Annotated in this window: 14 protein-coding genes; 5 read left to right on the top strand and 9 right to left on the bottom strand. The window is 73.4% G+C overall.

The window, feature by feature from the left end; all coding sequences use genetic code 11:
• Positions 1 to 15 precede the first annotated feature (15 nt).
• The 4 genes from argJ to ACO0M4_RS27415 form a co-directional block, all read right to left on the bottom strand.
• Complete coding sequence (gene argJ / locus ACO0M4_RS27430) at positions 16 to 1,170, bottom strand: bifunctional glutamate N-acetyltransferase/amino-acid acetyltransferase ArgJ (protein ID WP_430373569.1); 1,155 nt, start codon at positions 1,168 to 1,170, stop codon at positions 16 to 18.
• A complete protein-coding gene (gene argC, locus ACO0M4_RS27425) occupies positions 1,167 to 2,195 on the bottom strand; it encodes an N-acetyl-gamma-glutamyl-phosphate reductase (protein WP_430373568.1) in 1,029 nt (342 codons plus the stop codon). The genes argJ and argC overlap by 4 nt, the downstream gene beginning before the upstream one ends.
• Before the next feature lie 246 nt (positions 2,196 to 2,441).
• Entirely contained in the window at positions 2,442 to 3,446 is a 1,005-nt protein-coding gene (locus tag ACO0M4_RS27420) for a MerR family transcriptional regulator (RefSeq protein WP_430373567.1), read from the bottom strand.
• 3 nt (positions 3,447 to 3,449) lie between these two features.
• On the bottom strand, positions 3,450 to 4,121 hold the full coding sequence (locus ACO0M4_RS27415) for a HEAT repeat domain-containing protein (RefSeq protein WP_430373566.1): 672 nt from the start codon (positions 4,119 to 4,121) through the stop codon (positions 3,450 to 3,452).
• 713 nt (positions 4,122 to 4,834) lie between these two features.
• Here ACO0M4_RS27415 and rox point away from each other — a divergent pair.
• On the top strand, positions 4,835 to 6,301 hold the full coding sequence (gene rox / locus ACO0M4_RS27410; protein WP_430373565.1) for a rifampin monooxygenase: 1,467 nt from the start codon (positions 4,835 to 4,837) through the stop codon (positions 6,299 to 6,301).
• 300 nt (positions 6,302 to 6,601) lie between these two features.
• On the opposite strand, the gene ACO0M4_RS27405 is transcribed toward rox, so the two are convergent.
• The 3 genes from ACO0M4_RS27405 to ACO0M4_RS27395 form a co-directional block, all read right to left on the bottom strand.
• Positions 6,602 to 7,639 carry a D-alanine--D-alanine ligase family protein gene (locus tag ACO0M4_RS27405; RefSeq protein ID WP_430373564.1) on the bottom strand — a complete coding sequence of 346 codons (1,038 nt, stop codon included), beginning with the start codon at positions 7,637 to 7,639 and terminating at the stop codon, positions 6,602 to 6,604.
• 216 nt (positions 7,640 to 7,855) lie between these two features.
• Positions 7,856 to 9,508, bottom strand: a complete 1,653-nt coding sequence (locus ACO0M4_RS27400; protein WP_430373563.1) for a N,N-dimethylformamidase beta subunit family domain-containing protein — start codon at positions 9,506 to 9,508, stop codon at positions 7,856 to 7,858.
• A gap of 290 nt (positions 9,509 to 9,798) precedes the next feature.
• Complete coding sequence (locus ACO0M4_RS27395; RefSeq protein ID WP_430373562.1) at positions 9,799 to 9,990, bottom strand: DUF1059 domain-containing protein; 192 nt, start codon at positions 9,988 to 9,990, stop codon at positions 9,799 to 9,801.
• A 132-nt stretch (positions 9,991 to 10,122) separates the two neighbouring features.
• Between ACO0M4_RS27395 and ACO0M4_RS27390 the strand changes: the two genes are divergently transcribed.
• Positions 10,123 to 11,226 carry a class I SAM-dependent methyltransferase gene (locus ACO0M4_RS27390; RefSeq protein WP_430373561.1) on the top strand — a complete coding sequence of 368 codons (1,104 nt, stop codon included), beginning with the start codon at positions 10,123 to 10,125 and terminating at the stop codon, positions 11,224 to 11,226.
• A 130-nt stretch (positions 11,227 to 11,356) separates the two neighbouring features.
• The gene (locus tag ACO0M4_RS27385; protein ID WP_430373560.1) at positions 11,357 to 12,136 is read left to right on the top strand and encodes a LuxR C-terminal-related transcriptional regulator; all 780 of its coding nucleotides are present in this window, start codon (positions 11,357 to 11,359) and stop codon (positions 12,134 to 12,136) included.
• A gap of 67 nt (positions 12,137 to 12,203) precedes the next feature.
• Here ACO0M4_RS27385 and ACO0M4_RS27380 read toward each other — a convergent pair whose 3' ends face one another.
• A complete protein-coding gene (locus tag ACO0M4_RS27380) occupies positions 12,204 to 12,656 on the bottom strand; it encodes a GNAT family N-acetyltransferase (RefSeq protein ID WP_430373559.1) in 453 nt (150 codons plus the stop codon).
• A 66-nt stretch (positions 12,657 to 12,722) separates the two neighbouring features.
• The gene (locus ACO0M4_RS27375) at positions 12,723 to 14,189 is read right to left on the bottom strand and encodes a PLP-dependent aminotransferase family protein (RefSeq protein WP_430373558.1); all 1,467 of its coding nucleotides are present in this window, start codon (positions 14,187 to 14,189) and stop codon (positions 12,723 to 12,725) included.
• On the opposite strand from ACO0M4_RS27375, the gene ACO0M4_RS27370 reads away from it, so the two are divergent.
• Both ACO0M4_RS27370 and ACO0M4_RS27365 read left to right on the top strand, forming a co-directional pair.
• Positions 14,188 to 15,135, top strand: a complete 948-nt coding sequence (locus ACO0M4_RS27370) for a DMT family transporter (RefSeq protein ID WP_430373557.1) — start codon at positions 14,188 to 14,190, stop codon at positions 15,133 to 15,135. The two genes, ACO0M4_RS27375 and ACO0M4_RS27370, sit on opposite strands and share 2 nt — an antisense overlap.
• 192 nt (positions 15,136 to 15,327) lie before the next feature.
• Positions 15,328 to 15,537, top strand: coding sequence for a DUF1918 domain-containing protein (locus tag ACO0M4_RS27365; protein ID WP_430373556.1), 210 nt, complete (start codon positions 15,328 to 15,330; stop codon positions 15,535 to 15,537).
• Positions 15,538 to 15,554 lie beyond the last annotated feature (17 nt).

Here is a 15,554-nt window from a genome sequence, read left to right as displayed (position 1 = left end):
GCGCGGCGGGTCCGGTCATGAGGAGTACGCGCTGTTCTCGTGGACGTAGTCGGCGGTGAGGTCGTTGGCCCAGATCACCGCGGACTCCGTGCCGGCGGCGAGGTCGGCGGTGATCCGCACCTCGCGGTAGCGCATGTCCACCAGCTCCCGGTCCTCGCCCACCGAGCCGTTCTTGCAGACCCAGACGTCGTTGATCGCGACGTTGAGGCGGTCCGGGTCGAAGGTGGCGGAGGTGGTGCCGATGGCGGAGAGCACCCGGCCCCAGTTGGGGTCCTCGCCGTGGATGGCGCACTTGAGCAGGTTGTTGCGGGCGATGGAACGGCCGACCTCGACCGCGTCGTCCTCGGTGGCGGCACCCACGACCTCGATGCGGATGTCCTTGCTGGCGCCCTCGGCGTCGCCGATCAGCTGCCGGGCCAGGTCGGCGCAGACCTCCCGGACCGCCTCGGCGAAGGCGTCCGGGTCCGGGACGACGCCGGAGGCCCCGGAGGCCAGCAGCAGCACCGTGTCGTTGGTGGACATGCAGCCGTCGGAGTCGACCCGGTCGAAGGTGGTGCGGGTGGCGGCGCGCAGCGCGGCGTCCAGTTGCTCGGCCGGTACGTCGGCGTCGGTGGTCAGCACGACGAGCATGGTGGCCAGGCCGGGTGCGAGCATGCCGGCGCCCTTGGCCATCCCGCCGACGGTCCAGTCGCCCTGGGTGACCTGGGCGGTCTTGTGGACGCTGTCGGTGGTCTTGATGGCGATCGCGGCCTTCTCGCCGCCGTGGTCGGTGAGTTCGGCGGCGGCCTTCTCGACCCCGGGCAGCAGCTGGTCCATGGGGAGCCGCACGCCGATCAGGCCGGTGGAGGCCACCGCGACCTCTGCGGCGCTGTGCCCGTTCAGCACCTCGGCGACCTTCTCCGCGGTCGCGTGGGTGTCCTGGAAGCCGAGCGGGCCCGTACAGGCGTTGGCGCCGCCGGAGTTGAGGATCACCGCGGAGACCCGGCCGCCCTTGAGGACTTGCTCGGACCAGACGACCGGCGCGGCCTTGACGCGGTTCGAGGTGAACACGCCGGCGGCGGCCAGGCGCGGCCCGCTGTTGACCACCAGGGCGAGGTCGGGGTTCCCGTTCTCCTTGATCCCAGCGGCGATGCCCGTCGCGAGGAAGCCTTGCGCTGCCGTCACACTCACGGCGCGACTCCAATCTTGGAAAGTCCCAGCTCCTCGGGGAGGCCGAGGGCGATGTTCATGCTCTGGACCGCGCCGCCCGCGGTGCCCTTGGTCAGGTTGTCGATGGCGCTGATCGCGATGATCCGGCCGGCCGCCGGGTCGAGGGCCACCTGGATCTGCACCGCGTTGGAGCCCTGCACGGAGCCGGTGACGGGCCACTGCCCCTCGGGCAGCAGTCGGACGAACGGTTCACCGGCCAGCGCCTTCTCGTACGCGGTGCGGACCGTTTCGGCGTCCACGCCGGGCCGGGTCTTGGCCGAGCAGGTGGCGAGGATGCCGCGGGGCATCGGCGCCAGGGTCGGGGTGAAGGACACCGCGACCCGCTCGCCGGCCGCCGCGCTGAGGTTCTGGATCATCTCCGGGGTGTGCCGGTGTCCGCCGCCCACACCGTACGGGCTCATCGAGCCCATCACCTCGGAGCCGAGCAGGTGCGGTTTGAGGGCCTTGCCCGCGCCGGAGGTGCCGGACGCCGCGACGATCACGGCCTCCGGCTCGGCGAGGCCGGCAGCGTAGGCAGGGAAGAGCGCGAGCGAGACGGCGGTGGGGTAGCAGCCGGGGACCGCGACGCGCTTGGCCCCCGCCAGCGCCGCGCGGCCGCCGGGCAGCTCCGGGAGGCCGTACGGCCAGGTGCCGGCGTGGGCCGAACCGTAGAACGCCTCCCAGTCGGCGGCGTCCTTCAGGCGGAAGTCCGCGCCACAGTCCACGACCAGGACGTCGGGGCCGAGCTCTTCGGCGACCGCCGCGGACTGGCCGTGCGGCAGCGCGAGGAACACCACGTCGTGGCCGGCCAGCACCTCGGGCGTGGTCGGCGCCAGCTCCCGATCGGCCAGCGGGCCAAGATGCGGCTGTAGTGCGCCCAGGCGCTGCCCCGCGTTGGAATGCCCGGTGACCGCCCCGATCTCGACCTCCGGGTGCCCCAGGAGCAGGCGCAGGAGCTCACCCCCCGCGTATCCGCTCGCACCGGCGACTGCTGCTCGTACCGTCATGGCCCCTGGACCCTCCTCATCGATGGCATGACTATACGGACTGCGGCAGTTTTATACAATGGCTGGCAACTTTATGCATCCGCCCGCTGGTGGCTGAGCGGCTCAGTCGGCCCGTTGGCGCCCGAGACGTGGGGCGAGTGCCGCGGAAACCGGGCCGGGAGGTCCGCTGCCCCTTCGGTGGACGGTGATCAGTCCAGGCTCCCTTTGGCCCGCGGGCCGCGGACGCGGCGCCCCACGAGAGGCCCGTCACCGTGCGCCGCGCAGCTGAAGAAGGTACGCCGCCGTCAGCGCAACGGCACGGTCCACGTCATCCGACAGCTCCACGAGGGCACTTGACGCCCTCGTCCCCGGGATGCCCGCCAGCGCCTGGGTCAGCCGTCCGCGTGCAGGCGCATTGGTGGTGTCGTGGGAGAGGCGGTCGACGAGCCTGGTCGCGATCTGATCCGCCGTCGTGGTGTCGCTCGCCAGCGCGCTCAGTGCATCGGCTGCATCGGTGTCGTTCCTTCCCTCCACGATCATGTCGATGAGCATCGGGACCGCATCGGTCACACCACGGGTCCCGAGTGCCAAAGCCGCATACCCACGGACCCCGACGTCGGGGTTGGCGAGGGCATCCCGCAGCTGCGCGGTGGCCTCACCACCGGGCATTTCGGCGAGGGATCGAACGGCGCGTTCCCGCACCGCGGCCACCGGTGAGCCGAGGCCCTCCGCCAGCAGTGCCGGGCCGCCCTCGCCCGATCGCGCCAGCGCCCATCGCAGGGCCCCGGCGACGTTCGGCTCCGTCTCGCTCAGTGCCGCCTCGACCAGGGCCTCCACCGGCACCGGAACCTCGTCGACCGCGGAAAGGGCCGCGCGCTGGCGCATGTCGGCGCTCTTCGACTCCAGTGCTTGGAGGAGCGCAACGACCTGGAGGACGTCCTCCCAGCCGGCGGGGTCCGCGGCATCGATCCGGCGGAGCCGCGTGAGCAGCTCGGTTTCCGCCGCGATGCGTTCGCGCGTCTGACGGATGAGGTCGTCGACGAGCGCCGCGGGCGTGAAGCTGGGATCGTCGAGCGCGCGTCCGATCTCACGCAGCGACAGCCCCAGCGACCGCAGGCTCTCGATATGGAAGATCCGCTGGATGTCCTCCCCGGAATACTCCCGATAGCCGGAGCCGGTGCGCCCCGAAGGACGCACCAGACCGAGCGACTCATAATGCCGGAGCATGCGGGCACTGACCCCGGACCGTCGCGCCACCTCACCGATCAACACGCCCTATCGTCCCTCCTGGCCGGACCCGCCGAGGGCCACGACGCGCTTCGCCTCCTCAATCGCGAACTCGAATCCGGCGTCCGGGTCGCGCAGCAGCCGTTGGGTGGCGAGCGCGTGGGTGCGCACGCGCGGGTCAGGGACCGTTGTCGCAGCAAGCAGAGCCGGCACGATCACTTCGCCCAGCGCGACCAGCGCCCGGCTGAGACTGAGCTGCGTCTCCCGCCCGCCGCGCCCGAGCTGCGTCGCCAACACCGTGGCCAACGCGGACTCCTCACCTTCCGGCACGAGCACGACCGCGGCCCGCCAGGCGCTCCGCGCCACCTCGTCGTCGGCGTCGGACAGGAGCGCCCGTGTGATCGCCGGCCACGCCTGCCGGTCCCCGATCTTGGACAGCGTGTGCAGCGCCTGGCTCCGTGCCTGCACACGCTCCGAGCGGACTTCACGCAGCAGCTCGGGAAGCGTCATGGACACCGGGTGGCGGGTGAGCGCCCAGGTCAGCATGTCGCGGACGAAGAACTCGGGCTCGATCGCGCATCGCTCGATGAGCTTGTCGACGAAGCGTCGGTCAGGCGTCGTGCCGACCGCCAGAGCTGCCCGCAGCCGCACGGACGAACGGTCGTCCGCCAACCCCTGGAGCGCCCGTATCGCATCCGTGTCCTGCCTCGTGATCGTCATCGAGACCACCTCCTCGGCAAGCAGTGAAGGCCCTGTCACCGTGTCAAGGTCAACCCGGGCCCCTGGCGCGAGCACCAGTCACCTAAGCCACACCGCTGAGACCGAGCGCTTCACTTGGCGGGTGAGTCGTTGACTTGGCGGGTGAGTCGTCGACTTGGCGGGCTGAGTGCTTGAGTTGGCGGGCAGGATCGGCCCGGCTTCTCACCTGCGGGGTCTTCGCGGAAGCCGGTACGAGGGTCCTGCCTCCTTCGCCAGGGGCGCGTCGGCCCGGCGTCGACGACGCGCACCCGGTCCCGGGCGTTCGCGTCCCTCAGGCCAATCGCCTCGGGCAAATCGCCTCGGGCCGGTGGACCGGAGGGGGCACGGAGACCCGCACCGCGGGTGCCGGCGCCGGCTGCCGTCCGCGGCGGACGGCATAAGAAAAGGCAAGGAGTTCCGCTCCTTGCCACTCTCAAGATATAGCTCACCGGGGGCCTTGCGGCAAGGCCCGGGGCCTGTTGCAGAATCTCCAGCCGAAGCCAGGACCTGCGGAAATCGGGGATTCGCGAAGTGCGTGCGCTGGGTTGAGTTGGCGCAGGGGTACCACGGGACGTCGGACCGCCGGTGGGACTCGCGGTGCGGTTGCGGGGACTCGGCGCGGAAGTGCGGGTGTGCCTGCCGTCGACTGCGCGGAGCGGCTGGCCGGAATCCAATCTCGTTGAATGGGCGTAGTGATGATTGACGTGATCGTGGTCGGCGGCGGACCGACCGGCTTGATGCTCGCCGGCGAGTTGCGGCTGCACGGCGTGCACGTGGTCGTGCTGGAGAGGTTGACCGAACCGACCGAGCAGTCCCGCGGGCAGGGCCTGCACGCGCGCAGCGTCGAGATGATGGACCAGCGTGGCCTGCTGGACCGGTTCCTCGCGACCAGTGAGAAGTACAGCGTCGGCGGTCTCTTCGGCGGCATCATGAAGCCGTGGCCGGACCGGCTGGACACCGCGCACCCGTACGGCGTCGCCACCCCGCAGCCGGTCACCGAGCGGCTGCTCAACGCCCGTGCCCTCGAACTCGGTACCGAGATCCGGCGCGGCTGCGAAGTGATCGGACTGAGCCAGGACGAGGACGGGGTGACCGTCGAGCTGGCCGGTGCGGGCACCCCCGCCGAGGGGGGCGTAGCCGGCGAGGGAGGCACGCGGCTGCGCTCGCGCTACGTCGTCGGCTGCGACGGCGGCCGCAGTGCGGTGCGCAAGCTGCTCGGTGTCGGTTTCCCCGGCGAGCCGGCCACGGTCGAGACGCTGCTGGGCGAGATGACGGTGACCGAGGATCCTGCGACGATCGCCGCCGTCGTCGAGGAAGTCCGCAAGACCCAGCTGCGGTTCGGTGTCACCCCCGGGGAGAACGGGGTGTACCGCATTGTCGTGCCCGCCGACGGGGTGGCCGAGGACCGTGCGACCGAGCCGACCCTCGACGACTTCAAGCGGCAGCTGCGGGCGTTCGCCGGCACCGACTTCGGCGTGCACTCGCCGCGCTGGCTGTCCCGGTTCGGCGACGCCACCCGGCAGGCCGAGCGCTACCGGGTCGGCCGGGTGCTGCTGGCCGGCGACGCGGCGCACATCCACCCGCCGACCGGCGGGCAGGGGCTCAACCTCAGCGTGCAGGACGCGTTCAACCTCGGCTGGAAGCTGGCCGCCGCGGTCAACGGATGGGCACCGGAGGGGCTCCTGGACAGCTACCACGCCGAACGGCACCCGGTGGGCGCCGCCGTGCTGTCCAACACCCGCGCGCAGATCACGATGTTGGGGACCGGTCCGGGAGCGACCGCGCTGCGGGAGCTGTTCTCGAAGCTGATGGACTTCGAGGAGGTGAACCGGTACGTCACCGGGATCATCACCGCGGTCGACGTCCGCTACGACTTCGGCGAGGGCCACGAACTGCTCGGCCGGCGGATGCGGGACGTGAAGCTGAAGCAGGGGCGCCTCTACGAGCGGATGCACGGCGGCCGCGGGCTGCTGCTCGACCAGACCGGCGGGCTTTCGGTGGCGGGGTGGGCGGATCGGGTCGACCACGTCGTCGACGTCAGCGAGGAACTGGACGCGCCCGCGGTGCTGCTGCGGCCGGACGGCCATGTGGCCTGGGTAGGTGAAGATCAGCGGGATCTGCTCAGCCGGTTGCCCACGTGGTTCGGCGCTGCCGTGAGCTGAGCGGGCAGTTGCGGTGCGCGCGGAGTGACGGGTGCCCCGGCTGCGTGCGGCGCGGTCGGGGCCGCACCTTGGGCTCCGTACCGCGCCACCGGGCCGACCGGGCCGACCACGGTGCTCAGCGAGGCCGGGGCACGCGCTGAAGGGCCGACTGCAACGCCGTGCCACGCCGCGTGTGACGGGGTGGCTGCGGTTGGGGGCGAGCGCTTGCGGTGGCGGTGGCGGTGGCGGTGGCGGGTCCGCACGTCGGAGTGGGCGAGCGGGGTAGCCCGCGGCGCTGCCGACACGTCGGGGCGTCCGCGCTCAGCGCGTTGAGAGGTCCACGAGGCGCTGGATCAGGTCAGGGTAGGTCCAGCCTGCCCCGGCCGCCGCGCGCGGCACCAGGCTCCCCGCCGTCAGGCCCGGGAGCGCGTTCGTCTCCAGACACATCGGCTCGCCGCTCGGGTCGCAGCGGAAGTCGGTACGCGAGTACGCGGCGCTGCCGAACCCCAGGGCCTGGTGCGCGCGCCGGGCCAACTCCTGCATCCGGCCGGCGAATTCGGCCGGGATCCGCGCCGGGCACACTTCACTGACCGCCCCGGGCTGGTACTTGGCCGCGTAGTCGAACACCGGCGTCGTCAGCTCGATCTCGACCACGGGGAGCACCTCGTCGCCGATCACGGCCACGGTGAACTCCCGCCCCGGGAGGAACGGTTCCACCAGCATCTCCACCTCGCCGGAGCGCACCTCGGCTGCCAGCTGTGCCAACTGCGGGAGCGAGTCGACCCGGTGGACCGACACACTCGAACCGTCCGCAACCGGCTTGGCCACCACCGGTCCCGCCGCCACCAGCCGTTTCACGCCCTGCGGCACCTCATCCGCCGCGGGCCGCCACAACACCCGCTCGGCCACCGGCACACCTGCCGCACCCAGCACCGCCTGCGCCCGCCCCTTGTGCCACGCCGCCGCACATGCCGCGCTGCCCGCACCGGTGAACCGCACGCCCGCCATCTCCAGCAGCGCCTGCACGTGCCCGTCCTCGCCCCAGCCGCCGTGCAACGCCAGGAACACCAACTCCGCGCCACGCAGCAGCTCCAGGACCGGTCCCCCGGTCAGGGCGGCGTGCATACGTGACCTCAACCGCTCCCGGCCCGAGGATGACGGCGGTTCCTTCCCGACCGCGATCCGGTCGACCACGTCGCCGGGTCGCAGCGGCCCGGCCAGGACCGGTACTGCGGCGGCCGGGTCGACCAGCACCACGTCGTGCCCCCGCTCCAGCAGGGCCCTGGCCACCGACGAGCCCGAGGCCAGGGAGACGTCTCGCTCCGAGCTCTCGCCACCGCACAAGATCACCACACGCATAGCGGAATTCCGATCAGTTGACTGTGGGCCCGGTGGCCCTGTCAGCCCCGTGACGTACCGATTCCGATGCACGGCACCACGGCACCACGACACCGGGGCCAAGATCGCCTTCGATCATGGTGAGGCAGCCTAGCGACCGTAGTTGGATTTTCCAAGTGGGTGCTTTGAAAAGCAAAGTTGTGGCGTCGCGCGGGAGGTCTCCCGTTGCCGCCCGGCTCAGGACCCGTACACCCGGTCGGTGTTCCGTTCCGGTGCCGGGCGGAGCCGTGCCGCCGGGCCCGCGGCGAAGGCGCGCAGCAGGTTCTCCGTGGTCCGGGTGACGAAGGCGCCGGTGCGGCGGTCCAGGCCGTGGTTGCGGCCGTTGTCCCGGCCGCCTGCCATGAGGGCCTCGACCCAGCGCATGGTGCCGGTGGCGAAGACCCCGGCACCGCCCGGCACGGTGTAGTAGGCGGAGTCGGCGTGACTGGCGCGGCCCCCGCAGACCAGCGGGGAGTGCGCGACGATCTCCAGGTCGGCGGGGGTGGGGGCAGCGGGCGTGACCCGGTCGTACTCCACGCCGACCAGGTGCGCGAAGGCGTCGCCGGCCCGGACGCCGGTGCCCTCGAAGAGCCAGTGGTCGGCGCCGTGGACGACGTAGGGCGCGTCCGTCGGGTAGCCCTCGTAGAAGACGCCGGTCAGGGACGACTCCAGGTCGGCGGCGGGTGGCGCGCGGAAGTCGTGGGTGGGCGGCTCCTGGTGGGTGGCGAACCGGGGGTCGTCGCGGTAGGCGGTCTTGTAGCAGGTCACGGTGCGCAGCGGGCCGCCCGGGCCGGCGTCCAGGCGGACCCGGCGGAAGCAGGCGTTGGCGCCGAGGAAGGCGACGTTGGTGCCGGTGTCGCGGGCCCGGGTGACCCGGTCGCGCTGCTGCGGCGTCCAGTATTCGTCGTGGCCGAGGGAGAGCACGGCGGTGGCGCCGCGCAGTGCGGACGGGTCGCGGTGGACGTCCACCGAGGTGGTGTAGGCCAGCGGCAGGCCGAGGCGTTCCGCCAGCACCACCAGGGCGCGCTCGTAGACCAGGAACTTCTCGGCGCCGGTGGCGTCGTAGGGGCGGTCGAAGCTGACGGCGAGCGAGCGGGTGGCGTAGGAGCCGTCCCGGCCCCGGTAGAGGCTGTGGCCACCCCAGGCGTTGTACGCCTGCCAGGTCGTCACCGCGTGCATCAGGACGGTGCGGGCGGCGGCGCCGGCCGTGCGGACCACCAGCGGGACGTACCGCTGGTGGCCGTGGTCCGCGTCGAGGCGCAGCAGGTAGGCGCCCGGTGGCCAGCCGTCGGTGCGGACGGTGGTGGTGCGCGGCCAGCCGGCTTCCACGGTGCGGGTCCCGGCCACCCACCGCGGGGCGGGACCGCGCCGCCCGGCGAGCCGGTCCGAGCGCCACACCAGCCGGGCCTGGGCGCCGCCGTACCAGCCGACCCGGTAGGCGGAGATGCGGAAGCCGGGCGCAGTGGTGGAGACGTGCAGGCCGAACTCCTCGCCGGGCAGCACGCTCACCCGGTCCGGGTAGCCCTCGATCGCGTCCGGCGGCCCGGTGGCACGCAGGCGCCAGTCCGGGCTGCCGGGGCGGGTGCGCTCGACGTCGAGCGGGTCCGTGGGCCGCCGGCCGCTGGCGGCGCCGCCCGGGGAACCGCAGCCGGTCAGGCCGGTGGCGAGCGCCGCGAACCCGGTGGCGGCGCCGAGGAAGTGCCGGCGGTCCAGGCCGGCGCGCGGCCGGTCAGTGATGGGCCGGTCCGCGGTGGGCCGGTCCGCGGTAGACCCACCCCCGGTGGGCCGGCCCGCGACGGTCGGGTCCGCAATGTGCCGCTCCCCCGCGCCGTGCGCCGGTCCGTCCGCCATCGGCCCGCTCCCGTCCGTGCGTTCCCGGTCTCGTCCCGGTCGTCCCGGTGACCGTGGCCGTAGCCGTAGCCGTGGCCGCTGGCCGTGTCCGTACCGTGAGGTGGCCGTACCGCGGCGCGGCGGCCCGGGACGCGAGCGGTCGGTGCACCGTCCCAGGACGATCCTGCGCCGGGTGGCGCGGCCGGACGACCGCAGCGGGCCCGAACGCGGGTACCGGGCCCACCCCGGACACGAAGGACCCGGCCGCCCCAGGGGGACGGCCGGGCTCGGTCCACCGCTCCGCCGGCGGCTCACGCGGGCTGCGGCATCTCGTTCCTGAGGGACTTGCGGAGTTGCTCGCGCAGTTCGGGGCTGTCCGTGTGACCGTGCACGGCGATCGCGTGCTCGGTGGCGGCGCGGAGCACTTCCTCCTCCTCGCCGATGAGGACGAGGGTGCACTTCGTCTCACTGGGGTGTTCCCGGCAGTCGATCATCTTGCGCATCACCCACCACCTCCTCACCTCCAGTGTCCGCGTCCCACACCCGCCCGGCCCCGCGTATACGGGGAACCGCGTATGGCGCACAGGCCGCCGGAGCTGGTGCAGTGGAGGCAGTGAGGCGAGGAGGTGACGGCCATGGCGGTTTCCGCCCCGGCCGCACCGGGCGCCGCCGGGAACGGCGGGACCACCCGGGAGGACCGGGTGGGCGCGTTCCTGGAACGGGTGATCACCGACGGCGGGGCCGCGGTCGCGGGCCTGTGCACCTCCCTCGGCGACCGGCTCGGGCTGTACCGGGCGATGGCCGGCGCCGGCCCGCTCACCTCCGCGCAGCTCGCCGCCCGCACCGGGCTGGTCGAGCGGTACGTCCGGGAGTGGCTGGCGGCCCAGGTCGCCGGCGAGTACGTGATGTACGCACCGGACCGCGGCACCTACCTGCTGCCGGACGAGCACGCCGCGGTCCTCGCCGACCCCGGACTCCCCAGCTACGCGGCCGGCTTCTTCACCATGCTGCAAGCGCTGTACGCCACCGAGAACAGCCTGATGGACGCGTTCCGCACCGGCGAGGGCATCGGCTGGGAGGAGCACGGACCGGCGCTGTTCGAGGGCACCGCGAAGTTCTTCCGCCCCGGCTACACGGCCGCGCTGGTGCCGGAGTGGCTGGCCGCGCTGGACGGAGTGGTGGAGAAACTGGAGCGCGGCGGCACGGTGGCGGACATCGGATGCGGCTACGGCTACTCGACGGCGCTGATGGCACGGGCGTTCCCCAACTCCCGCTTCACCGGCTACGACTTCCACCGCCCGTCCGTCGAGACGGCCCGCGGGATCGCGGCCGAGCAGGGCGTGGCCGACCGGGTGTCCTTCGAGGTGGCGGCCGCCGACGACTTCCCCGGCGAGGGCTTCGACCTGATCACCTACTTCGACTGCCTGCACGACATCGGCGACCCGGGCGCCGCCCTCCGGCACGCCGAGCACGCCCTGGCCGAGGACGGCACCTGCATGATCGTGGAGCCGAACGCCTCCCCGCGCGCCGAGGAGAACGCCAACCCGGTCGGCCGGGTGCTGACCGCCGCCTCGGTGGCCGTCTGCCTGCCCTCCGCGCTGGCCCAACACGGTCCGCAGGCCCTAGGGAACCACGCGGGCGAGCGGGCCCTACAGGAACTTGCCGACGCGGCCGGGCTGCACCACTGGCGACTGGCGGCCCAGAGCCCGGTCAACCGCGTCTATGCCGTCGGGCGCTAACGCGCCCGACGCCCCCGGCCGGTCTTCCCCCGGCCGGCCGGGTGGCCCCGCTCGGGGCGGCTCCCGGGGCGTCCCGGGAGCCGTCCCGAGCGGCCTTGACCTGTGCCGGGAGGCTCGGCACGCTGGACGTATGAGCGCGGCCGCGGAGGCCGGCCTGCGGCGCATCCTCTCCGTCGTGGACCTCCTGATCGACGCCGTGGACGAGGACGCCCTCGTTCCGGCGCTGCTGCCCCTGCTGCTCGGCGCGCTGCCCGGCGACAGCATCATCTGGTCGCCCCGCCCGGACCCGGACCATCCGTTGCGCACCCTCCCGGACGGCCTGCTGAGCCAGGACGTGCTGGACGCGTTCGACCGCGGGTGGTGGTGCGACTCCTTCGTCCGGCACACCCGGATCGGCAGCGGCACCCCGCTGCGCCGCTCCGCCCTACAGACCACCGGCGAGTTCCACGCGCTGCCCGTCTACGGCGACGTCTACCGCCCGTTCGGCGCCGAGCGGCAGCTGGCGATGTCCTTCCCCGCCGGGTACGCCGCGGGCATCCCGCGGCGGGTCTCGGTGGTGGTCAGCCGCGACCGTCTCGGCAGCGACTTCAGCGACGCCGACGTGGCCGCGGCCGCTCTGCTGCGCACCCGCCTCAGCCGGGTCCTGGGCCGCCTGGCCCCACCGACCCCGGCCCCGGCACCGGCCCGGGACCTGGTCACCCGCCGCGAATCGGCCGTACTGGGCCTGCTCGCCGACGGTCTGACGAACCAACAGATCGCGCACCGGCTGGCGATCAGCCCGCGGACCGTCGACAAGCACCTGGAGCACGCCTACGCCAAGCTGCGGGTGGCCGGCCGGGTCGCGGCGGCCAACGCCTGGCTGATGCGGGAGGCGGGACCACCGGACCACGGGCCGAAGGGCGCGGCGTGACCCACCGGGGCGCCCCTGGGGCCGGTCCGGTGGTACCGGACGCTCGGCCATGAGGGGACGTCCGGCGTCAAGGGCCGACCGGGCCCGGGTCGAGCAGCCCCAGCGTCATCCACTCGTCGGGGGCCGTCAGCGGCCGGAAGCCGATCTTCGCGTAGACGCCGTGCGCGTCCTTGGTGGCCAGGGTGATCCTGGCCAGCCCGTGCGGGGTCAGGTGTTCGGCGACCGCCTCGACCAGGGCGGTGCCCAGCCCCTTGCCGCGGTCGTCGCGGGAGACGTAGACGTCGCAGAGCCAGGCAAAGGTGACGTAGTCGGTGACGATCCGGGCGTAGGCGACCTGGCGCCCCGAACCGGCTTCGTACAGACCGAAGTTGAGCGAGCCGGCGAGGGCCCGGTCGTGGTGCTCGCGGGTGCGGCCGAGGGCCCAGTAGGAGTCGGTGGCCAACCAGTGGTGGACCAGGTCGGAGTCGAGGCGGTCCGGGTCAGTGGAGACCTCGTAGCCGTCGAGGGCGCGGGCAGTCATGCCGGGAGACTGGCAGAAGGGGCGGGCCCGCGTCGAACGGGCCCCCGACCCGGCCCTTCCGCCTGGTCACGCCACGGGGACGCGCAGTTCGTCGCAGGCGACCCGGAGTCGGTGGATCCCCTCGGCCAATTCGCCGGCGCTGGCCGCCGAGGCGAAGCTCAGCCGGAGGTGGGCGGCCGGCGGCTCGGCGGGGAAGTAGGGGCGGCCGGGCGCCACCGCGACGCCGGCCCGCAGCGCGGCGCCGGTCAGCGCCGCCTCGTCGGTGCCACCCGGCAGCCGCAGCCAAAGGTGGTAGCCGCCGAGCGTCGTACGCTGCCCGGGGCCCTGGGCACCCAACGCCGGCAGCTCGCGCTGCAGGGCGGACCGCAGGGCCTGCCGACGCACCGTCAACTCCCCTGCAATAAACCGGAGATGGCGGCCCCAGGCAGGCGAGCCGACGAGTTCCAGCGCGGCTTCCTGGAGCGGACCGGGCACGAAGAAGCTGTCGACGACCTGGATGGCGCGCAGCCGGTCGAGCACCGGGCCGCGGGCCGCCAGGGCACCCACCCGCAGGCTCGGCGAGGTCGCCTTGGTCAGCGACCGGACGTGGACCACAGTGCCGTCCGGATCGTCGGCGATCAGGGACGGCGGCAGCGGGGGCGTATCGGCGTGGCACAGCAATCGGGCGAAGTCGTCCTCGACCACGAAGGCGCCGGCCGCGCGGGCCACCCGCAGCACCTCCCGGCGGCGCTCGGCGGCCAGCACCGCGCCGGACGGGTTCTGGAACAGCGGCTGGCAGATGAAGAGCCGGGCGCCGCTGGCCCGGAAGGCATCGGCGAGCAGATCGGTGCGGACGCCGTCGGCGTCCACCGGGACCGGGACCGGACGGAGCCCGGAGGCGCGGGCGACGGCCAGCATGCCGGGGTAGGTCGGCGACTCGACGAGGACCGGGGCGCCGGGCGCGGCGAGGGCGCGCACCGCCGCGGTCAGGGCGCTCTGGCCGCCCGCGGTGATCAGGACGTCACTGGCGACGAGCGGTCCGCCGGGGCCGCCGATCTCCCGGGCGAACCAGGCCCGCAGCTCCGGCACCCCGCCCAACGGCGGGCGGCTCCAGGCACCGGGCCGCCGGCCGGCCCGGGCCAGTGCGGCGGCCAGGGCGCGTTCCGGCTGGAGGGTGGCGTGCAGATAGCCGCCGTTGAGTTCGATGACGCCGGGTGCGGGGGCGGCGAGCGTGGCCACGACACCGGAGGCGTCCACGCTGCGCGGCACCTGGTCGCCGGCCGGTTCGGCGCTCAGTGCGATCTCCTGCCAGGAGGTGTCAGCCCGGCGCGGTGCCGCGCGGCGCGGCTCGGCGCGGAACGCCCCGGCGCCGGGGCGGGTGACGACCAGCCCTTCGGCGACCAGCTCGGCCAGTGCCCGGGAGACCGTCACCGGGCTGACCCGGTGCCGCTCGACCAAGGCGCGACTCGACGGCAGCTTCTCACCCGGAGAGTAGCGCTTCAGCTCTTCTCGCAGGATCGCGGCCAGTTCAGCACCACTGCTACGCTCTTGCATGAGAGCTAACGATAGCGCTATCACCGCCTCGCCGATAGCGGTCACCACCCCGGCCCCCGCCGCAGCGCGCCCGGCGCCGCCGGCCCGCGCGTCCGGCGCCGGCGCCCTCCTCGCCGCCCTCGGCGTCGCGACCTTTTCGCTGACGTTCCCGGCGACCGCCTGGGCGCTGGAGGGCATGGGCCCCTGGGCGGTGGTGATGCTGCGCAGCGTGCTGGCCGCCGCGCTGGCCGGCTCGTGCCTGATGATCTGCCGGGTCCGGGTGCCCGAACGCCGCCACTGGGCCGGTATCGCGGTGGTCGCGGGCGGCGTCGTCCTGGGTTTCCCGTTGCTGACCACCCTCGCGCTACAGACCTCCACCACCTCGCACGCCGCCGTGGTCATCGGCCTGCTGCCACTGGCCACCGCCGCCTTCTCGGCGGTACGCACCGGGGCCCGGCCCTCCCGTACGTTCTGGGGCGCCGCGCTGGTCGGTGCCGCCGCCGTCATCGCCTTCGCGGTGCAGCAGAGCGGCGGCGCACCGGACACCAGTGATCTGTTCCTCTTCGCGGCGCTGCTGGTGTGCGCGGCGGGTTACGCCGAGGGCGGCCGGCTGGCCCGCCATATGCCGGGGTGGCAGGTGATCGGTTGGGCGCTGGTGCTGGCGCTGCCGGTGACCGTGCCGGGCGCGGTGTGGGCGCTGGCCAGCGAGCCGTTGCACCTGACGGGCCACGCGGTGGCCGGGCTGCTGTGGCTGGCGGTCGGCTCGACGTTCCTCGGGATGGTGGTCTGGTACCGCGGAATGGCCGCCATCGGCGTCTCCCGGGCCAGCCAACTCCAGCTCGCCCAGCCGCTGCTGACCCTGATCTGGTCGGTGGTACTGCTCGGCGAGCGGCTGCCGCCGGCCGCGCCCGTGACGGCGTTCGCGGTGCTGGGGTGCATCGTGGTCACCCAGCGGGCGCGGAGCTGACGGCCATGGGCCGGGCCGGGGCGGGTCCGCCTCACCGGGTGCGCTCCGGGCCCGCGGACATAAACTGGCGGCGATGGCAGGACTGCCGTCCGGGCCGATCCCGGGCCCGCAATCCATTGGCCGTTCAACCGCCCGGTCGTCGTGCGCGTCGGCCGCCCCGGTAGGCGGCCGCCCGACGCGGGAGGAGCCCAGATGCATGCGAGCAAGGGCGACCGGCTGCTGGTGCATGGCAGAACCGTTGGTCAAGCCGACCACGTGGTCGAGATCGTGGAAGTGCTGGGTACCAACGGTGACCCGCCCTTCCGCGTCCGTGCCGAGGACGGCCACGAGACGATCATGTGGCCCGGCCCGGACTGCGTCGTCCAGCACCCCAAGTCCACCCAACCCCACACCATCCGCTGACGGACCTCGCGGCGGTG

Source organism: Streptomyces sp. RGM 3693 (assembly GCF_050471125.1).
In the GTDB taxonomy this organism is placed as follows: domain Bacteria; phylum Actinomycetota; class Actinomycetes; order Streptomycetales; family Streptomycetaceae; genus Streptomyces.
Note: the sequence above shows the minus strand (reverse complement) of the source record. Positions and strands in the feature narration are given on the sequence as shown.